Source organism: Sphingomonas sp. TX0543 (assembly GCF_048565505.1).
In the GTDB taxonomy this organism is placed as follows: Bacteria; Pseudomonadota; Alphaproteobacteria; order Sphingomonadales; family Sphingomonadaceae; genus Sphingomonas.
The window spans coordinates 1,292,514-1,307,797 of the sequence record NZ_JBLZUS010000002.1 but is presented as its reverse complement, the minus strand read 5'-3'; the positions used below and the strand labels follow the sequence as shown (position 1 = coordinate 1,307,797).

Here is a 15,284-nt window from a genome sequence, read left to right as displayed (position 1 = left end):
TAATACCGGCGGCTTGGGCCGAGCGTCAACATCACGCGTCGATCGCTTCCTCGTCGATCCGCGCGGCGTTCTCCTGGATGAAAGCGAAGCGGTGCGCCGGGTTTGTGCCCATCAACCGATCAACCAGATCCTTCACGCCAGCGCGTTCCTCATATTCCTGCGGCAGGGTGATGCGGATCATGCCCCGGGTCCTGGGATCCATCGTGGTTTCGCGAAGCTGGGCCGGGTTCATCTCGCCGAGGCCCTTGAAGCGGGCGACCTCGACCTTCTTGCCCCTGAACGGCCCCGCCTCGATCTCGGCACGGTGCGCGTCGTCGCGGGCGTAGAGCGACTTGCTGCCGGCGGTGAGCCGATAAAGCGGCGGCTGCGCGAGATAGAGGTGCCCGCGCCGCACGATATCCGGCATCTCCTGGAAGAAGAACGTCATCAACAGCGTCGCGATATGCGCGCCGTCCACGTCGGCGTCGGTCATGATGACGATGCGTTCGTAGCGCAGGCTCTCCGCCTGGCAATCCTTGCGCGTGCCGCAGCCAAGCGCCTGGATCAGGTCCGCGATCTCCTGATTGGCGACGATCTTGGCCGAGGTGGCGGAGGCGACGTTGAGGATCTTGCCCCGGATCGGCAGGATCGCCTGCGTCTTGCGATCGCGCGCCTGCTTGGCGGAGCCGCCGGCCGAGTCGCCTTCCACGATGAACAGCTCGGTTCCCTCCGGGCTGTCGGCGGAACAGTCCGTGAGCTTGCCGGGCAGGCGCAGCTTGCGGCCGGAAGTGGCCGTCTTGCGCTTCACCTCGCGCTCCTGCTTGCGGCGCAGGCGATCGTCCATCCGTTCCAGCACATAGGAAAGCAGCGCCTTGCCGCGATCCATATTGTGGCTGAGGTAATGATCGAAATGGTCGCGAACCGCCTTCTCGACCAGCCCTGCCGCCTCCGGCGAGGTCAGCCTGTCCTTCGTCTGCGACTGGAACTGCGGCTCGCGGATGAACACGGAAAGCATCAGTTCCGAGCCGACCATCACGTCGTCCGCGTTCAGATCCTTGGCGCGCTTGTTGCCCACCAGATCGCCGAACGCGCGCAGCCCGCGGACCAGCGCCTGGCGCAGCCCCTGCTCATGCGTGCCCCCGTCGGGTGTCGGGATCGTGTTGCAGTACCAGCTATAGCTGCCATCCGACCATAAGGGCCACGCAACCGCCCATTCGACGCGCCCCTGTTCGCCGGGAAATTCCTGCATGCCGGCGAAGAAATCGGCGGTCGCACATTCGCGGCCGTCGATCTGTTCGCGCAGGTGATCGGCAAGCCCGCCCGGAAACTGGAACACCGCCTCCGCCGGCGTATCGTCGGAGATCAGCTCGGGGGCGCACTTCCAGCGTATTTCGACGCCGGCGAACAGATACGCCTTGGAGCGGGCGAGGCGATAGAGCCGCGCCGGCTTGAAATGCAGCTCGCCCCCGAAAATTTCCTCGTCAGGCGTAAAGGTGACGGACGTGCCGCGCCGATTGGGTGCCGCGCCGGCATTCTCCAGCGGGCCCAGTGTCTGCCCGCGCGCGAAACGCTGGCGATATAGCTGCCGGTCGCGCGCCACTTCCACCACCGTGTCCGACGAAAGAGCATTGACGACCGAGACGCCCACGCCGTGCAGACCGCCGGACGTCGCATAGGCCTTGCCGGTGAACTTGCCGCCGGAATGCAGCGTGGAGAGGATCACTTCCAGCGCGCTCTTGTCGGGAAACTTCGGGTGCGGATCGACCGGGATGCCGCGTCCGTTATCGACCACGGTCAGCCGGTTGCCGGCCGCCAGCGTCACCTCGATCCGCGTAGCATGGCCGGCGACAGCCTCGTCCATCGCATTGTCGAGCACCTCGGCGGCGAGATGGTGAAGCGCACGCTCATCCGTGCCGCCGATATACATGCCGGGGCGACGCCGCACCGGCTCCAGCCCCTCCAGCACCTCGATCGATGAAGCGTCATAATTATTGGTCGGGGCGGCGGAGGGCGGCGCGAACAGATCGGACATGGCACGGCTATATCGGGGCGCGCCGCCCCCGCAAATCCCTTACCCGACGAGCACGGCCACGCCGCATCGCATGCCGGTCGCGCGAAGGTCGGCCTCGCCGATCCCGACGCCCAGCATTCCCGTCGTCGTCATCAGCAGGGTATCGAGCGCAGGTGACACAAGCTGGAGCAATCCGCCGACCGAGCGGAGCAGCGGATCGATCGGAATTGGCAGGCCGATCAGCTCGACCTTCAACGACGCCTGGCTGGCGAGAGATGTCGCCAGCCCATCCACCGGCGCGGTGGCGCGGATCGTCTTGCGCGTCCCTGCCTGGATCGCGGCCCAGTCGAACGTCGCTTTCTGCCAAGGCTCCGCCGCGCCAAGCGAGATAGTGCTGCTGCCGATCACGTCGACCAGCAACGTATCAACCAGCCGCGCCGGGCTCGGGGTCAGCGCCGTGCTGAAATCGCCCATGCGGGTTTCATCGACAGTGCCGATCGTCGCGCGGACGAGATCGGTCTTCGCCTCCAGCGTGACACTGCGGGAGGCTTCGCTGGCGCAATTGATCGCGTTGAGGCGTGCCTGCGCTCCCGCCAGTTCGACGAAGACCGGCAGGTCGATCGAAATCAGCCCCGGCAATCCCGCCAGCGCGGCCGGCGCCACGCGGCTGCGGACATAGAGCCGGGCCTGCGCCGTGCGGATGATCGGCGTCCCCTTGTCGGTGATCGATATCCACGGCGACTGCGCCTCGCGCTCTCCGATCGCCAGCGAGACGCGGGTGGAGGCAAGGCCTGGCACGCTGGCGCCAAGATCGAGCGACACCTGCCGCTGCGGTGAACCGAGCTGCAACAACGCGGTCGCCAGTGCCAGCGCATCGGCTTTGACGACGCCAGTGCCGCCCTCGCTCTGCGACGCCAGCGGCCCCGCATCGATCAGCGCGGCGAGCGAGATCGAACGGCTGCCGTTGATATTGAGCAGGCGCCTTATCGCGTTGGACGCCTGCGGTTGCCCGTCGGCGGAGAGTGCCGAGGCAAGTGCGTCCAGCGCCTGCGGCGTGGAAACGTTGCTTTTGAGGACATCGCCGAAGGTCGCGGCCTGCAACCCCGCCGTGGTGCGCAGCAGCGGCAGATACCGCAACAGATCGACATCCGCGCCCGCCAGCGCGCGATAGTCCATGACCGACAACGAAACGTTGCTGCCCGTCAGCGCGGACAGATAGGCGTTCAGCAAGCCGCCATCGAGGCTCGCCAGCCGCGAGCCGATCGAAAAGCCCGCGTAACGCTGCCGCGCAGCGGTCGCCCCGCGGCCGATTGTCACGCTTTGCCGGCCGAAGATCGCGGCAAGGAAGGTTGGGGAGGTAGATTCCAGCTCGACCCGTACCGCGTCGGCACCGCCGCTCGCGCTGCTGGGCGTGAAGCGCGCGCCGGGCGCCAGCGCAGGATCGGGGCGATAATTGCCCCCCGTGACACGCGTGATGACCGGGCGGGGAAAGCGCGCCGCGGCGACAGACATCTCCGCCACATTCTGCCCATTGCCTGGATCGCCTGACGCCGCCGCAAGCGCAGCCGCATCCGCCATCCCCTGAAGCCGCCGCGCATCGAGCTGTATCGCCCCGACATCGACGGCAAAGGCCGCAAGGCCGATCAGCACCGGCATCGCCGCTGCGACGAGCATCCCGGCACCGCCGCGTCGATCCGCCGCCAGCCGGTTCACAACACTCCGCCCTGCTGGATCACCGCGCTGCGCTCGATCAGCGGATCGGGCATCGGGAGCAGCTTCACGCCGAACAGGGCGATACCCGATGCGTCGACCCGCACCCGCACCGTCACCATCGGCGGCGCCTCATCGACGCTGAGCGAGGCGGTGCCGGGGCGGATTTCTGGCAGACGCGCCAGTTCACGTGCCATTGTGGCATTGGCGAGCGTGGCCCGCTCCGCCGCGTTCATGCCGGCAATGGTGGCGCGGGCCGAATCGTTGGCGAGTTGCTGCGCGCTGTGGGCGAGCAGAAAATATTGGCCGTAACCGAGGATCCCCAGCAGGATCGCAATCAACACCGGGGCGAGCAGCGCGAATTCAACGATCGCCGCGCCCCGCGAATCGGGCAGGAACGGGCGAAGGATACGGCGCTGGTCCAGCTTCATGGTGGCGCAGCGTAGAACGCTCGGATTTACCGATCGCTCGCGACGCTTCGCGCGCGATTACGCAAAGCACAGATGTGGATGTAGGCCGCAAGATCGCGGAATCGCACCGTTATGGCGCGATTCCGCGTAAAATCAGCGCACGCGCGGGCCGCCGAACGGGATCGGGGGCGCGCGCCGATCGCGACGCGGCAATTGCGCCTGATAGGCGTGGCCGCAATGCGCGACACAATAAGGGAAACCGGGATTCACCTTGTCGCCACAGAAATGGAAATCCGGCTCGCCGGGATGACCGAGCGGCCATTTGCACACCTTGTCGCTGAGATCGAGCAGCGAAGTCTTGCCCGCGATCTCCGGCGATGGGCGGGCGGGAACTAGGCGGCGCGGCGGGGCAGGCGTGATCGGCGGCTGCTGTTCGCCGGGCGACTGACGGACGAAGCCGCCAGGGCCGACCGAGCGCAGCACCGGCTGCCCCTCAAGCGGCTGGCGCGGTGTTAGATCGGTGGTGATCGTGATCGGCTTCGGCTCCGACACATGCGTCACCACCGTGGATGCCGGCGGCTGGGATGGCGCCGTCGCGATCGGCGTTGGCGGCGGGGGAGGTGCGGCGGGAGCCGGCGGCTTTGTCTCCGCCATCGCTTCGACCTTCGCTTCGGCCTTGGCGACTGCCTCCTTGGCCACGACCGGGGAAGGGCGCGACTGCAGCCCCAGGCGATGCGCCTTCCCGATCACGGCATTGCGGCTCACCCCGCCCAGCGCCTCGGCGATCTGGCTTGCGGTCTGGCCGCCTTCCCACATGGTCTTGAGCGTGTGGATACGCTCCTCGGTCCAGGACATCTTTCTTCCTTCGCTGGCGGCCGGGTTGCAGGCGCTCGCCGCAGGGTTTACCCGCAGGCATAATGAGCAGCCATCCCCCAATCGGCCAAATTCCCTCGGCAATCAGAAACGCCCCCGGTGTCCCGGTGATCCGGAACATCAACTGGGGCGGCCTCAAGACCCTCTATGTGAAGGAGGTGCGCCGTTTCTTCAAGGTGCAGCTCCAGACTGTGTGGGCGCCGGCCGCCACGACATTGTTGTTTCTCATCGTTTTCACGATCGCCACGGGTGCCAAGCGGCCGGTGCACGTCGGGAATATCGATGTCGCTTTCGCCGATTTCATCGCGCCGGGGCTTATCATCAGCCAGGGCATGATGGGGCCCGCGTTCGCCAACGCGAGCTTCTCGCTGCTGGTGGGCAAGATTCAGGGCACGATCGTCGATTATCTCCAGCCGCCGTTGTCCAGCGCAGAGCTGCTCGCCGCGCTCGTCGGCGGCGCGATGACGCGGGCGTTCCTGGTCGGTACGATCTGCTGGCTGGCGATGGCGCTGTATCCGGGTGTCCACGTAACACCGGTGCACCCGATCGCGGTGCTGTGGTTCGGTTTCCTCGGCGCTGCGTTCCTGTCGCTCCTGGGTGTGCTGACCTCGATCTGGGCGGAGAAGTTCGATCACGCCGCCGCCGTCACCAATTTCGTGATCGCGCCGCTATCGTTGCTGTCCGGCACTTTCTATTCGGTTGATCGCCTCGCGCCCGCTTTCCGTGCGTTCAGCCATGCGAACCCGTTCTTCTATATCATCTCGGGCTTCAGGTACGGCTTTCTGGGTACCGCCGATTCGCCAGTGCTGATCGGCAGCATCGTTATCCTCGCGATCGACGTGGTGCTGGGCGCGCTGTGTTACATGCTGCTGCGTAGCGGGTGGAAACTGAAGAACTGACCGATGCCTTGTCTGGCGCTGAAGGCTGTCGTCTCGGGCGTGTTGATTGCGATCGCTTCCACCATGGCAAAGCGTTACCCGGGCTTTGGCGCGCTGATCGCGTCGCTGCCGCTTGTATCGCTGCTTGGTATGATCTGGCTGTGGCACGACAAGCCCGACGCCGAGAATATGGCCGCCCATGCCGGAGCGACATTCTGGTATGTCCTCCCCTCGCTCCCGATGTTCCTGCTGATCCCGGCGCTGGTCGCCGGTTGCTTCCTTACGATTGCCCTGTACGCGCTCACGATCTGGCTTGGCCCGCGCTTCGCGCCTGTCGCTTTGAGCTAGAATCCCTCCGGCATTTTCGCCGGGCCGATCACCCGTTCATACTCCCTGATCGCGAACCGATCGGTCATCCCGGCGATATAATCGGCGATGTGACGACTGAGCGCAGGCTCCCCCGCTGGCAGGTCCGCGCGCCATTCTTCCGGCAGCAGCGCGGGCTTCTCGTGGAACGTCGCGAACAACCCCGCAACCACGTCTCGCGCCGCCGCCGCCGCCTCCAGCTGACGCTCGTGGTGATAGAGGTTCGCGTACATGAACCGCTTCAGATCACGTTCCTCCACGCGCATCGCATCCGAAAAGGCCACTAGCGCCCGTCCGGCCGCGCGCACGTCCGTCACATCGCGCACGCCAGCCTCGGCGATCCGGCGGCGTGTCTCACCGATCAGATCGAGCACCATCGTCCCGATCTGTTGCCGCACCAGCTCGCGCGACAGGCGACGATCCGAGATATCCGGGAACCGCGTGCGGGCCGCCGCCCATCCGCGCGCGACGAGCGGCACCTCCTGCAACTGCTCGGGCGTCAACAGCCCCGCCCGCAGGCCATCGTCGATATCGTGATTATCGTAGGCGATATCGTCCGCGATCGCCGCGATCTGCGCCTCCAGACTTGGCCAGGTTTCAAGTTCCAGCAGCGCGTCCGCATCCGCTTCCGCCAGTGCCCAGCCGGGATGACGAACCGGGCCGTTGTGCTTGGCCAGTCCCTCCAGCGTTTCCCAGGTCAGGTTAAGGCCGTCGAAGCGCGGATAGGAGCGTTCGATCCGCATCAGCGTGCGCAGCGCGTGGCCATTGTGATCGAATCCGCCCGCCGCGATCGTCGCCGCCTTCAGCGCGTCCTCCCCCGCGTGGCCAAAGGGTGGGTGGCCTATGTCGTGCGCAAGGCACACCGCCTCGGTAAGGTCTTCATTCAGGCCCATCGCCCGCGCGATCGTCCGCCCGATCTGCGCGACCTCCAGGCTATGCGTCAGCCGGACGCGGAAATGATCGCCATCGGGTGCGATGAAAACCTGCGTCTTGTGGCGCAACCGGCGAAAGGCGATCGAGTGCACGATACGGTCGCGATCGCGCTGATAGTCGTCCCGTGGCCCGCGTGGCGCGCCGGTTCCCTCCTGATGCAGCCGGCCGCGTCCCGCCGCAGGATCGGACGCCCACGGCGCGAGCGCTGCGCTCACTTGCCCTCGATCTTGGTCATTTTCTGGCCGGCACTACTGGTGAAGGTGAAAGCCGACACACCTTCCTTCGCGAGCTTGTTCACCATCGCGCGCGCCTCCGCCTCGGTCTTGAATGGCCCTGTGACGACGCGGTTGGTGGCCCGCAGCTTCGTTGTATAAGCGGCCTTCCCGCCGAGCGTCGCGCTTTTGCCCTTCACCGCGGACCATGCCTTGGGCAGATCGCTTTCGTTGGCGCCGCCCGCCACCTGCACCCAGATACGCGCCGGCTGTTTCTTCTCCGCCTTGCGTTCTTCGGCCGCAGCGCGGGCTTCTTCTGCTTTCTTCGCGGCGGCGAGCTTCTTCGCCTCCTCGGCCCGCTTCTGCGCGGCCGTCAGCTTCTTCGGCTTCGCGTCATCGGCGGCGGCAAGTTGCTCCTCCGCTTTTGCGGCTGCCTTGCCACGGCCGCGCCGGGAATTGACGATTGCGGCGTCTGCACCGGCGTCGACCTCCTCCGCCCTGGCGGCGTCCCGCCTGCGTCCTCGCGTCGATCTCGTCGGAGCGCTGGCGACTTCCATCCCCGCCACGTTTTTCGCCGATGCCTTCCGATCCTGCGCGGCGACTTCGACGGCCGGGGCCGGGGCCGGGGCCGCTTCACGCCGCACGCGCGGGGCAGGCGGCTCCGCCGCGGCCAGTTCTGATTCGGGCACCGAAATGCCCGCGATGATTTTCGCGAGGATCGAATCCTCGCTCATCTTCGGCGGGACCGGCTTGGTGGACGCGACGGCGCGGGTCGGGGCTGAACGCAGCGGCGCAGCAACCGGCGGTGGCAGGGAGGCCGGGACGCTGACTGTTTCAGCGACGGGTGGCGGCTGCGGCGCCGGGGTGGCTCGCGCGATCTGCACCGGCGCGCGCGGCGGCAGCTTTTGCGTGACTTCCCGCGGAGCGGCAAAGACCACGCCGTTGCCGGGAAAGCGCGGTGGCGCCGGCAAGGTGCTTTCGGCGGTCTGTTGCGAAGCGGGAGCGGGAGTGGCTGCCGCCACGACCGGCGCAGCCGCCTTGCCGCGGCGGCGATCACGCGCCGGTTGTTTCGACGGCGCGAATGTCGGTGGCGGCGGCGCGGCCACGATACGAACGGGGGCGCTATCGTCTGGCCCCAGCGGCGGAAGCGAGGGCGCCAGCCGCGCGTCGGCGAGCCGCGCGGCGCCGGCGCGCACTTCGCCGAAATGGACCGCAAACGCCTTGTCGACCGGCGCGAGTGTCGGCAGCCGTTGGAAGAACGGCGCCAGCCCTCCGGCCATTCCCGACGGCATCATCGTGGTGGCGATCTTCTCCGCCCCCGGGACATCGCCGCCCATGGCGAGGATGAATGCGCGTGCGCGCCATGCGCCACGATCACCGCCCCGCAATAATGGATCGATCTGCTTCAGCGCTTCTTCCTGCCGCCCCGAGATCGCGAGCGATAGCGCGTAACGCCGCTGCACCTCTTCCTGCACGCCGCCCTTCAGGACCAGGCGATAATCGCGCTGCGCGCGCTCCTGCTCGCCGATCAGGTCATAGGCAAGACCGCGATCCCCCGCGAAACTGCGTGGATCAAGGCCGTAGCCCGCCGCCTGATCGAAATAGCGCAATGCTTCTCCCGGGCGCTCCTGCTGCACCAGGATGCGCGCCATACCTGCCTTCACGCGGCCATTCATCGGGTCGATCTCATCGGCGCGCTTGAACAGCGCCGCAGCGCCGCTGGCGTCCCCGAGCCGGAGCGAGAGCTCGCCCGCGTTGATCAAGGCACCCAGGTCTCGCGGATTCGCACCGACGGTGCGCATCGCAGCCGCAAGCTGATCGGCATCGGAGCCGCCCTGCGGCAATGGCTGAACGGTCTGCGCCGCGCCGGCGGCCGGAATCGCCGCAACCGATGCGAGCAGCAGCAGCCCAAGGGAAAACGTGCGATTCATCGCGTATGAACTATCTCTTATCGGCCGGCGGAATGCCGACCCGACTAACGAGGCATGCTCGGCAGGAACAGCTTACCCCGCCCTTCGCAATCGCCCTGCGCCGATATGGCACCACGCCGCCTCGTCTGTAACTGTCTCGCGCCGATCCGGGGTCAGGGAGCGGCGAATCCCGATCCACCCGTCAGGCCCGAGTGCCGGCGCGGAAACTCCGCACCGGCAGGCTCGATCACTGGTTGTTCTGGCGATGCAGGAAACGCGGGATATCAAGCGCGTCCTTTTCGCCGCCCTCGTCGCCGCGCTGTGTACCGCGCGAGGCATTCTGCATGCGCTCGAAGAGGGTGCCGCCCAGCTTCACGCGCGGCGCGGGCGCGGCTTCCTCGCCGGCTTCGGCACCGGAGGACAGCCAACGGCGGCGTCCGGCCGGCGCGGGCGCCTCGTCATCAAACACCTTGGGGGCGGCCTCCTCCGCCGGCGCAGCCGGGGATTCGGGCACGATGGTTTCGGAGCCGAGCAGCAACTCCTCCTCCGCCGGCGCCGCTGGTTCGGGCGGCGCGATCGCATCGGTCAGCTCGATTTCCGGTTGCTGCGCGATCGGATCCGCGGCCACCTGTTCCGCCGCAGGAGCGACATCCGGAGCCGACGACGCGGCAGCAGCGGTGGGCGCGGGCGCAGGATCGGCGCGACGCGGAGCGGAGAAGCTGAACGCACGGGCAGGTTCCGCCACAGGCGCATCGGCGCGCGGCTCCGCCTCGATGCCGGTCGCCACGACGGAAACCCGGATCTTGCCCTCCAGTTCTGGATTGAAGGCAGAACCCCAGATGATGTTCGCGTCGGGATCGACCAGCTCGCGGATGTGGTTTGCCGCCTCGTCCACTTCCAGCAGGCGCATGTCTTCGCCGCCGGTGATCGAGATGATGACCCCCTTTGCGCCCTGCATCGACACGCCGTCGAGCAGCGGGTTGGCGATCGCCTTCTGCGCAGCGACGAGCGCCCGGTCGTCGCCCTCGGCCTCGCCGGTGCCCATCATCGCCTTGCCCATTTCCTGCATCACCGAGCGAACGTCGGCGAAATCGAGGTTGATGAGGCCCGGCATCACCATCAGGTCGGTGATACCGCGCACGCCCTGCTGGAGCACCTCGTCGGCCATTTCAAAGGCCTGCTTGAAGGTGGTGTTGGCGTTGGCGATCAGGAACAGGTTCTGGTTCGGGATGACGATCAGCGTATCGACATATTTCTGCAGTTCCTCGATCCCGCTCTCCGCGGACTTGGAACGGCGATTGCCCTCGAACGCGAACGGCTTGGTCACCACGCCCACCGTCAGGATGCCCATGTCGCGCGCCGCCTTGGCGATGACGGGCGCCGCGCCGGTGCCAGTGCCGCCACCCATGCCGGCGGCGATGAAGCACATGTGTGCGCCCTCGAGGCGCTTGGTGAGATCCTCGATCGTCTCTTCGGCGGCGGCCCGGCCGATCTCCGGCCGGCTGCCCGCGCCCAGGCCCTGCGTGATCTTCGCGCCGAGCTGGATCTTCTCCGGCGCCGTCGACTGCTTCAGCGCCTGCGCGTCGGTATTGGCGACCAGGAAGTCCACCCCCTGGACGTCGGCACGCATCATGTTCGCGATCGCGTTGCCGCCCGCGCCGCCCACGCCGATCACCGCAATGCGCGGGGTCAGCTCATCCGTTTCCGGGGTGATGAATTCGATTCCCATCGCCTACTTACTCCGCCTGTCCGGCTGTTCCCCTCACCGGACGTGTCGATTAACCTTCCTGCAACATAGCGCCCGGCCACACCAGCCGAAAACCATCGTGCAGCACCTAATAATTGGCCTTCACCGTCTGGAAGAGGCGCTTGAGCGCGCTGATCCCCTTTGGCCGGTAAACCTGCTGCTGCTGTTGCGGCGCCAGCCCACGCAGATCGATCGGATCGTTCGCCGCGAAAAAGGCCAGCCCCGCCAGTGCCGCGAATCCCGGCCCGGAATGCGCCTCGGGCAATCCGGTCAATCCGCGCGGTCGGCCGATGCGCACGGAACGACCCAGCACCTGCTGTGCATAATCGGCGATGCCCTTAAGCTCCGCGCCTCCGCCGGTCAGCACTACCTGGCGGTTGATCGGCCCCTCGAACTTCAGCTCCTTGAGCGCCGCCTGCACCTCGCCGACCAACTGCTCCAGCCGTGTACGGATCACCGCGATCAGCGCCGCCTTGGTTATCTGCAGGCCCTCGCCGTCCTCTTCATGCGCCGGTGTGCGGATCGTTATCATCTCGTGATTGTCGCGCGGGGAGGCGTTGGCGGAGCCGTGGAAGCATTTCATCCGCTCGGCCTGCCCCCGCGTGGTGCCGAAGGCGGAGGCGATATCGTCCGTGATGTCCGCCGATCCGATCGGGATGGATTTCAGCCCGACCAGCATCTCGCCCGCGAACAGCGAAACATTCGTAATGCCCGCGCCGATTTCCACCAGCGCGACACCCAGATCGCGCTCCTCCTGGGACAGACATGCGAAGCCGGTGGCGACCGGCGAGGCGATGATCGACTTGACCTCCAGATGCGCCGAGCGAACGCACAGATCGAGGTTGCGCACCGGCGAGCCATCGGCCGCGATCACATGGATATGCACGCCGAGCCGGTCGGCATGGAGGCCAAGCGGCTTCTTGACGCCTTCCAGCCCGTCGATCGTGTACAGCGCCGGCTGCGCATGAAGCACCATCCGGCCCTGCGGATCGATCGATTGCCGGCCCTCCTGCAACAGGGCATCGATATCGGACTGTTCGATGCGATGGCCGTTCAGCTCGGATTCGATGAACGCCTCGTCGGAGACGAGCCCGCCGGCGGAAAAGCCGGCCCAGACGTTCTCGATATTGATCCCCGCGATCCGCTCCGCCTGCTCGACCGCCTCGCGCACCGCCACTTCGGTCGCGGCCATGTCGGCGATATAGCCGCGTTTCACGCCTTTCGATTCGCGCTGGCCCGTGCCCAGCACGATAAGTTCGCCGCCGTCGCCTTTCTGCGCGATCATCGCCGACACCTTGGAGGTGCCGATATCCAGCGCGGTTATCAGGCCGTCAGGTGCTGCCTTCGCCATATGCCATTCCCCCTTGGTCAGACGTCGCCGACACGCGCGACGCGCGTTTCGGTGGTCGTGGTGGTGCCGCCATTTTCCCCCTTGTCGGCATCCGCGCGATTGCTTTCAGGCCCCGGCTTGCGCGCGACCATTTTGGTCGGATCGCGCATGTCGAAGCGTACCCATCCCTTGCCGAGCAACGGGCGGGCGCCCTCCATCTCGGCAAATTTCACCAGCGCGCGATCGGCGCCCTCCTGCGGCAGAAGAAGCGTCTCGCCGGTGTCGAACGTCAGATCCCAGCGGCGATTGCCCACCCACGTCGCCGCCTTCACGCGTGGGCGAAGCGCCGGGGCGGCGGCAAGCAGCCTCTGATACCCCGCCTCCTGTTGCGCCGCGCCAGGGCCGATCACCAGCGGCAGGCCGGCCGGCATGTGGCCCGCATCGATCGGATCGAGCAAGGTGCCGGTCGCGTCGATCAGCGTAAGCTGCCCTTCGTTCTGCCAGATCGCCGCCGGCTCGCGCTCAACCACGTGGATCAGCAACCGGTCGGGGAAACGCCGCGATACATAGGCATCCGCGATCCAGCCATAGGCCAGCAGCCGCTTGCGCACCGCCTGCAGATCGACCGCCAGCAACGGGCGGTCCGCCGACTGGTTTTCCAGCGCGATGGCATAGATCGTCTCGCGATCCATGCGCTTCTGCCCGGTGATGTCGACCTGTTCCACGCGCAGCCCCGCGCGCCCGGCACCTTCGGCCACCGCGTCGCCGATCATCCCCGGCACGCCCAGCCAGCTCGCCGCCGTCACCGCGATCGCGCCGCCGATACCAAGGAAGGTCCACGTCACCACACGGCGCAACGTATCGTGGCTCACGGGCAGCTTGGCGATCAGGCGATCCCCGATCGATGCCTTGCGGCGCTTCGGCGCGCCGGGGCGGCGCGGCGGCGAGCGGCGGACGGAAACGGACTGTCGGCTCATGCGCCAGCCTCCCGCAGCGCTTCGTCGACGATCGCCTGCACCAGCTCGGGATAGCTCATGCCGGTGTGACGCGCCTGTTCTGGAACAAGGCTGAGCGGCGTCATCCCCGGCTGGGTGTTCACCTCGAGCAGGAACAGGCCGTCGACGCCGCGCTCGTCATCCCAGCGGAAGTCCGCCCGGCTGCACCCCTTGCAGCCGAGCAGCCGGTGCGCCTGCAGCGCGATCGACATGCACGCCTCGGTGATCTCGTCGGGGATTGGCGCCGGGAAGAGATGATCGGTCATCCCCTCGGTGTATTTGGCATCGTAATCGTAGAAGCCGCTCTTGGGTCGCAGCTCGGTGACGCCCAGCGCGCGCGGGCCATCTGGGCCGCCCAGCACCGCCGTCGTAAGTTCGCGCCCCCGTACATAGGGTTCCGCGAGCAGTTCGTCGAACCGCTGCCACGGCCCCTCCACGTCGCGACCGATCGGCACGCCGTAATTGCCGTTTTCCGTGACGATCGCGATCCCCACTGACGATCCTTCGTTGACCGGCTTCAGCACGTACGGGCGCGCCAGCGGGTCGCCCGCGAACAGCTCCGCGGATCGCACGATCCGCCCGCCCGGCATCGGAATGCCGTGGGGAACGAGCTGGTTCTTGGTCAGCACCTTGTCGATCGCGATCACCGACGTCGCGAGGCCCGAATGGGTGTAGGTCAGGCCAAGCAGGTCCATCAGTCCCTGCACCGTGCCGTCCTCGCCGGGGGAGCCGTGCAGCGCGTTGAACACCACATCCGGCTTCGCGGCCGCCAGCCGCGCCGCCACGTCGCGCGCCATGTCGATCCGCGTGACGCGATGGCCGAGCGCCTCGAGCGCGTCGGCGATCCCCGCCCCCGATGAAAGCGAGACCTCGCGCTCCGCCGACCAGCCGCCCATCAGCACCGCGATGTGAAGAGGACGACGATCAGGCACGCGCTACTCCTTGCGACACGAACGAAACCTTCGGGGCGAACCGGGCATACATCACTTCGCCACCCCGATGCGCTCGATTTCCCATTCGAGCGCCACCCCGCTCGCCGCTTGCACGCGGACACGCACTTCCTCGCCCAGAGCTTCGATCTGGGCACTGGTGGCGCTGCCTAGATTGAGGAGGAAATTGGTATGCTTCTCGCTCACCTGCGCGTCACCGATGCGCAGCCCGCGACAGCCAGCTGCGTCGATCAGCGCCCACGCCTTCTCGCCAGGCGGGTTCTTGAACGTCGATCCGCCCGTCCTGGAACGCAGCGGCTGCGAGGCCTCGCGGGAGGCGGCGATTCGATCCATCTCCGCCTGGATCGCGAGCGGATCGCCCGGTTCGCCCCGAAACGTCGCGCTGACCACGACGGCCCCGTCCGGCAGCTCGGAATGGCGATAGCTGTAGCCCAGGTCTGCGGTTGCGAGCACGCGGCGTTCACCGGAACGCAGCACCACCTCGCATTCGACCAGCACGTCGGCCGTCTCGCGACCATATGCCCCGCCGTTCATCCGCACGAAGCCGCCGACCGTGCCGGGGATCGAGCGGAGGAATTCTATTCCCGCGATCCCCGCATCGCGCGCAGTCGATGAAACCAATATGCCGCTCGCGCCCCCGCCACAACGGATCGTAGTAGCGTCGAGCCGCTCGACCTTGGCGAACGGCTTGCCCAGCCGAATGACCACCCCGGGCACGCCACCATCGCGCACGATCATGTTTGATCCCAGCCCAAGCGTCATGATCGGCACCCAGCCGGGCAGATCCGCGACGAAGGCTGAAAGCCCCGCGACCGAAGCCGGTTCGAACAGCAGCTCCGCGGGCCCTCCGGTCTTGAACCATGTGAGCGGCGCAAGCGATGCACCCGGGCTCAGCCGCCCGTCAGGGTCGCTGACGCTGAACGAGCCGGCGGCCAGCGTCACATCGAGCGCGCCCGGTCTGCGCTCGATCAGTGGCACCG

The 15,284-nt window shown here is 67.1% G+C and carries 13 protein-coding genes; 2 read left to right on the top strand and 11 right to left on the bottom strand.

Features of this window, described 5'->3' with window-relative positions; genetic code table 11:
- Positions 1-31: 31 nt before the first annotated feature.
- From parE to ACM61V_RS06890, 4 genes are all read right to left on the bottom strand, one after another.
- Complete coding sequence (parE, locus tag ACM61V_RS06905; RefSeq protein WP_419713903.1) at positions 32-2,011, bottom strand: DNA topoisomerase IV subunit B; 1,980 nt, start codon at positions 2,009-2,011, stop codon at positions 32-34.
- 39 nt (positions 2,012-2,050) lie between these two features.
- On the bottom strand, positions 2,051-3,703 hold the full coding sequence (locus ACM61V_RS06900; RefSeq protein ID WP_137787159.1) for a pilus assembly protein TadG-related protein: 1,653 nt from the start codon (positions 3,701-3,703) through the stop codon (positions 2,051-2,053).
- A complete protein-coding gene (locus tag ACM61V_RS06895; RefSeq protein ID WP_137787160.1) occupies positions 3,700-4,131 on the bottom strand; it encodes a TadE/TadG family type IV pilus assembly protein in 432 nt (143 codons plus the stop codon). Before ACM61V_RS06895 ends, ACM61V_RS06900 begins: the two co-directional genes overlap by 4 nt.
- Positions 4,132-4,263: 132 nt before the next feature.
- Positions 4,264-4,965 carry a GcrA family cell cycle regulator gene (locus tag ACM61V_RS06890; RefSeq protein WP_137787161.1) on the bottom strand — a complete coding sequence of 234 codons (702 nt, stop codon included), beginning with the start codon at positions 4,963-4,965 and terminating at the stop codon, positions 4,264-4,266.
- Positions 4,966-5,027: 62 nt separating this feature from the next.
- On the opposite strand from ACM61V_RS06890, the gene ACM61V_RS06885 reads away from it, so the two are divergent.
- The gene (locus ACM61V_RS06885; RefSeq protein ID WP_137787162.1) at positions 5,028-5,882 is read left to right on the top strand and encodes an ABC transporter permease; all 855 of its coding nucleotides are present in this window, start codon (positions 5,028-5,030) and stop codon (positions 5,880-5,882) included.
- A gap of 3 nt (positions 5,883-5,885) precedes the next feature.
- Positions 5,886-6,209, top strand: a complete 324-nt coding sequence (locus ACM61V_RS06880) for a DUF3147 family protein (protein WP_137787163.1) — start codon at positions 5,886-5,888, stop codon at positions 6,207-6,209.
- Here ACM61V_RS06880 and ACM61V_RS06875 read toward each other — a convergent pair.
- The 7 genes from ACM61V_RS06875 to murB all read right to left on the bottom strand — a co-directional run bounded on the left by ACM61V_RS06875 (position 6,206) and on the right by murB (position 15,240).
- Positions 6,206-7,375, bottom strand: coding sequence for a deoxyguanosinetriphosphate triphosphohydrolase (locus tag ACM61V_RS06875; protein ID WP_137787164.1), 1,170 nt, complete (start codon positions 7,373-7,375; stop codon positions 6,206-6,208). The genes ACM61V_RS06880 and ACM61V_RS06875 overlap by 4 nt on opposite strands.
- On the bottom strand, positions 7,372-9,303 hold the full coding sequence (locus tag ACM61V_RS06870; RefSeq protein ID WP_137787165.1) for an SPOR domain-containing protein: 1,932 nt from the start codon (positions 9,301-9,303) through the stop codon (positions 7,372-7,374). Before ACM61V_RS06870 ends, ACM61V_RS06875 begins: the two co-directional genes overlap by 4 nt.
- 226 nt (positions 9,304-9,529) lie before the next feature.
- A complete protein-coding gene (gene ftsZ / locus ACM61V_RS06865) occupies positions 9,530-11,011 on the bottom strand; it encodes a cell division protein FtsZ (RefSeq protein WP_137787166.1) in 1,482 nt (493 codons plus the stop codon).
- A 106-nt stretch (positions 11,012-11,117) separates the two neighbouring features.
- A complete protein-coding gene (gene ftsA / locus ACM61V_RS06860) occupies positions 11,118-12,380 on the bottom strand; it encodes a cell division protein FtsA (protein WP_137787167.1) in 1,263 nt (420 codons plus the stop codon).
- Positions 12,381-12,397: 17 nt separating this feature from the next.
- A complete protein-coding gene (locus tag ACM61V_RS06855; protein WP_137787168.1) occupies positions 12,398-13,336 on the bottom strand; it encodes a cell division protein FtsQ/DivIB in 939 nt (312 codons plus the stop codon).
- On the bottom strand, positions 13,333-14,250 hold the full coding sequence (locus ACM61V_RS06850) for a D-alanine--D-alanine ligase (protein WP_137787251.1): 918 nt from the start codon (positions 14,248-14,250) through the stop codon (positions 13,333-13,335). The genes ACM61V_RS06855 and ACM61V_RS06850 overlap by 4 nt, the downstream gene beginning before the upstream one ends.
- 87 nt (positions 14,251-14,337) lie before the next feature.
- Entirely contained in the window at positions 14,338-15,240 is a 903-nt protein-coding gene (murB, locus tag ACM61V_RS06845) for a UDP-N-acetylmuramate dehydrogenase (RefSeq protein ID WP_249341591.1), read from the bottom strand.
- Positions 15,241-15,284 lie beyond the last annotated feature (44 nt).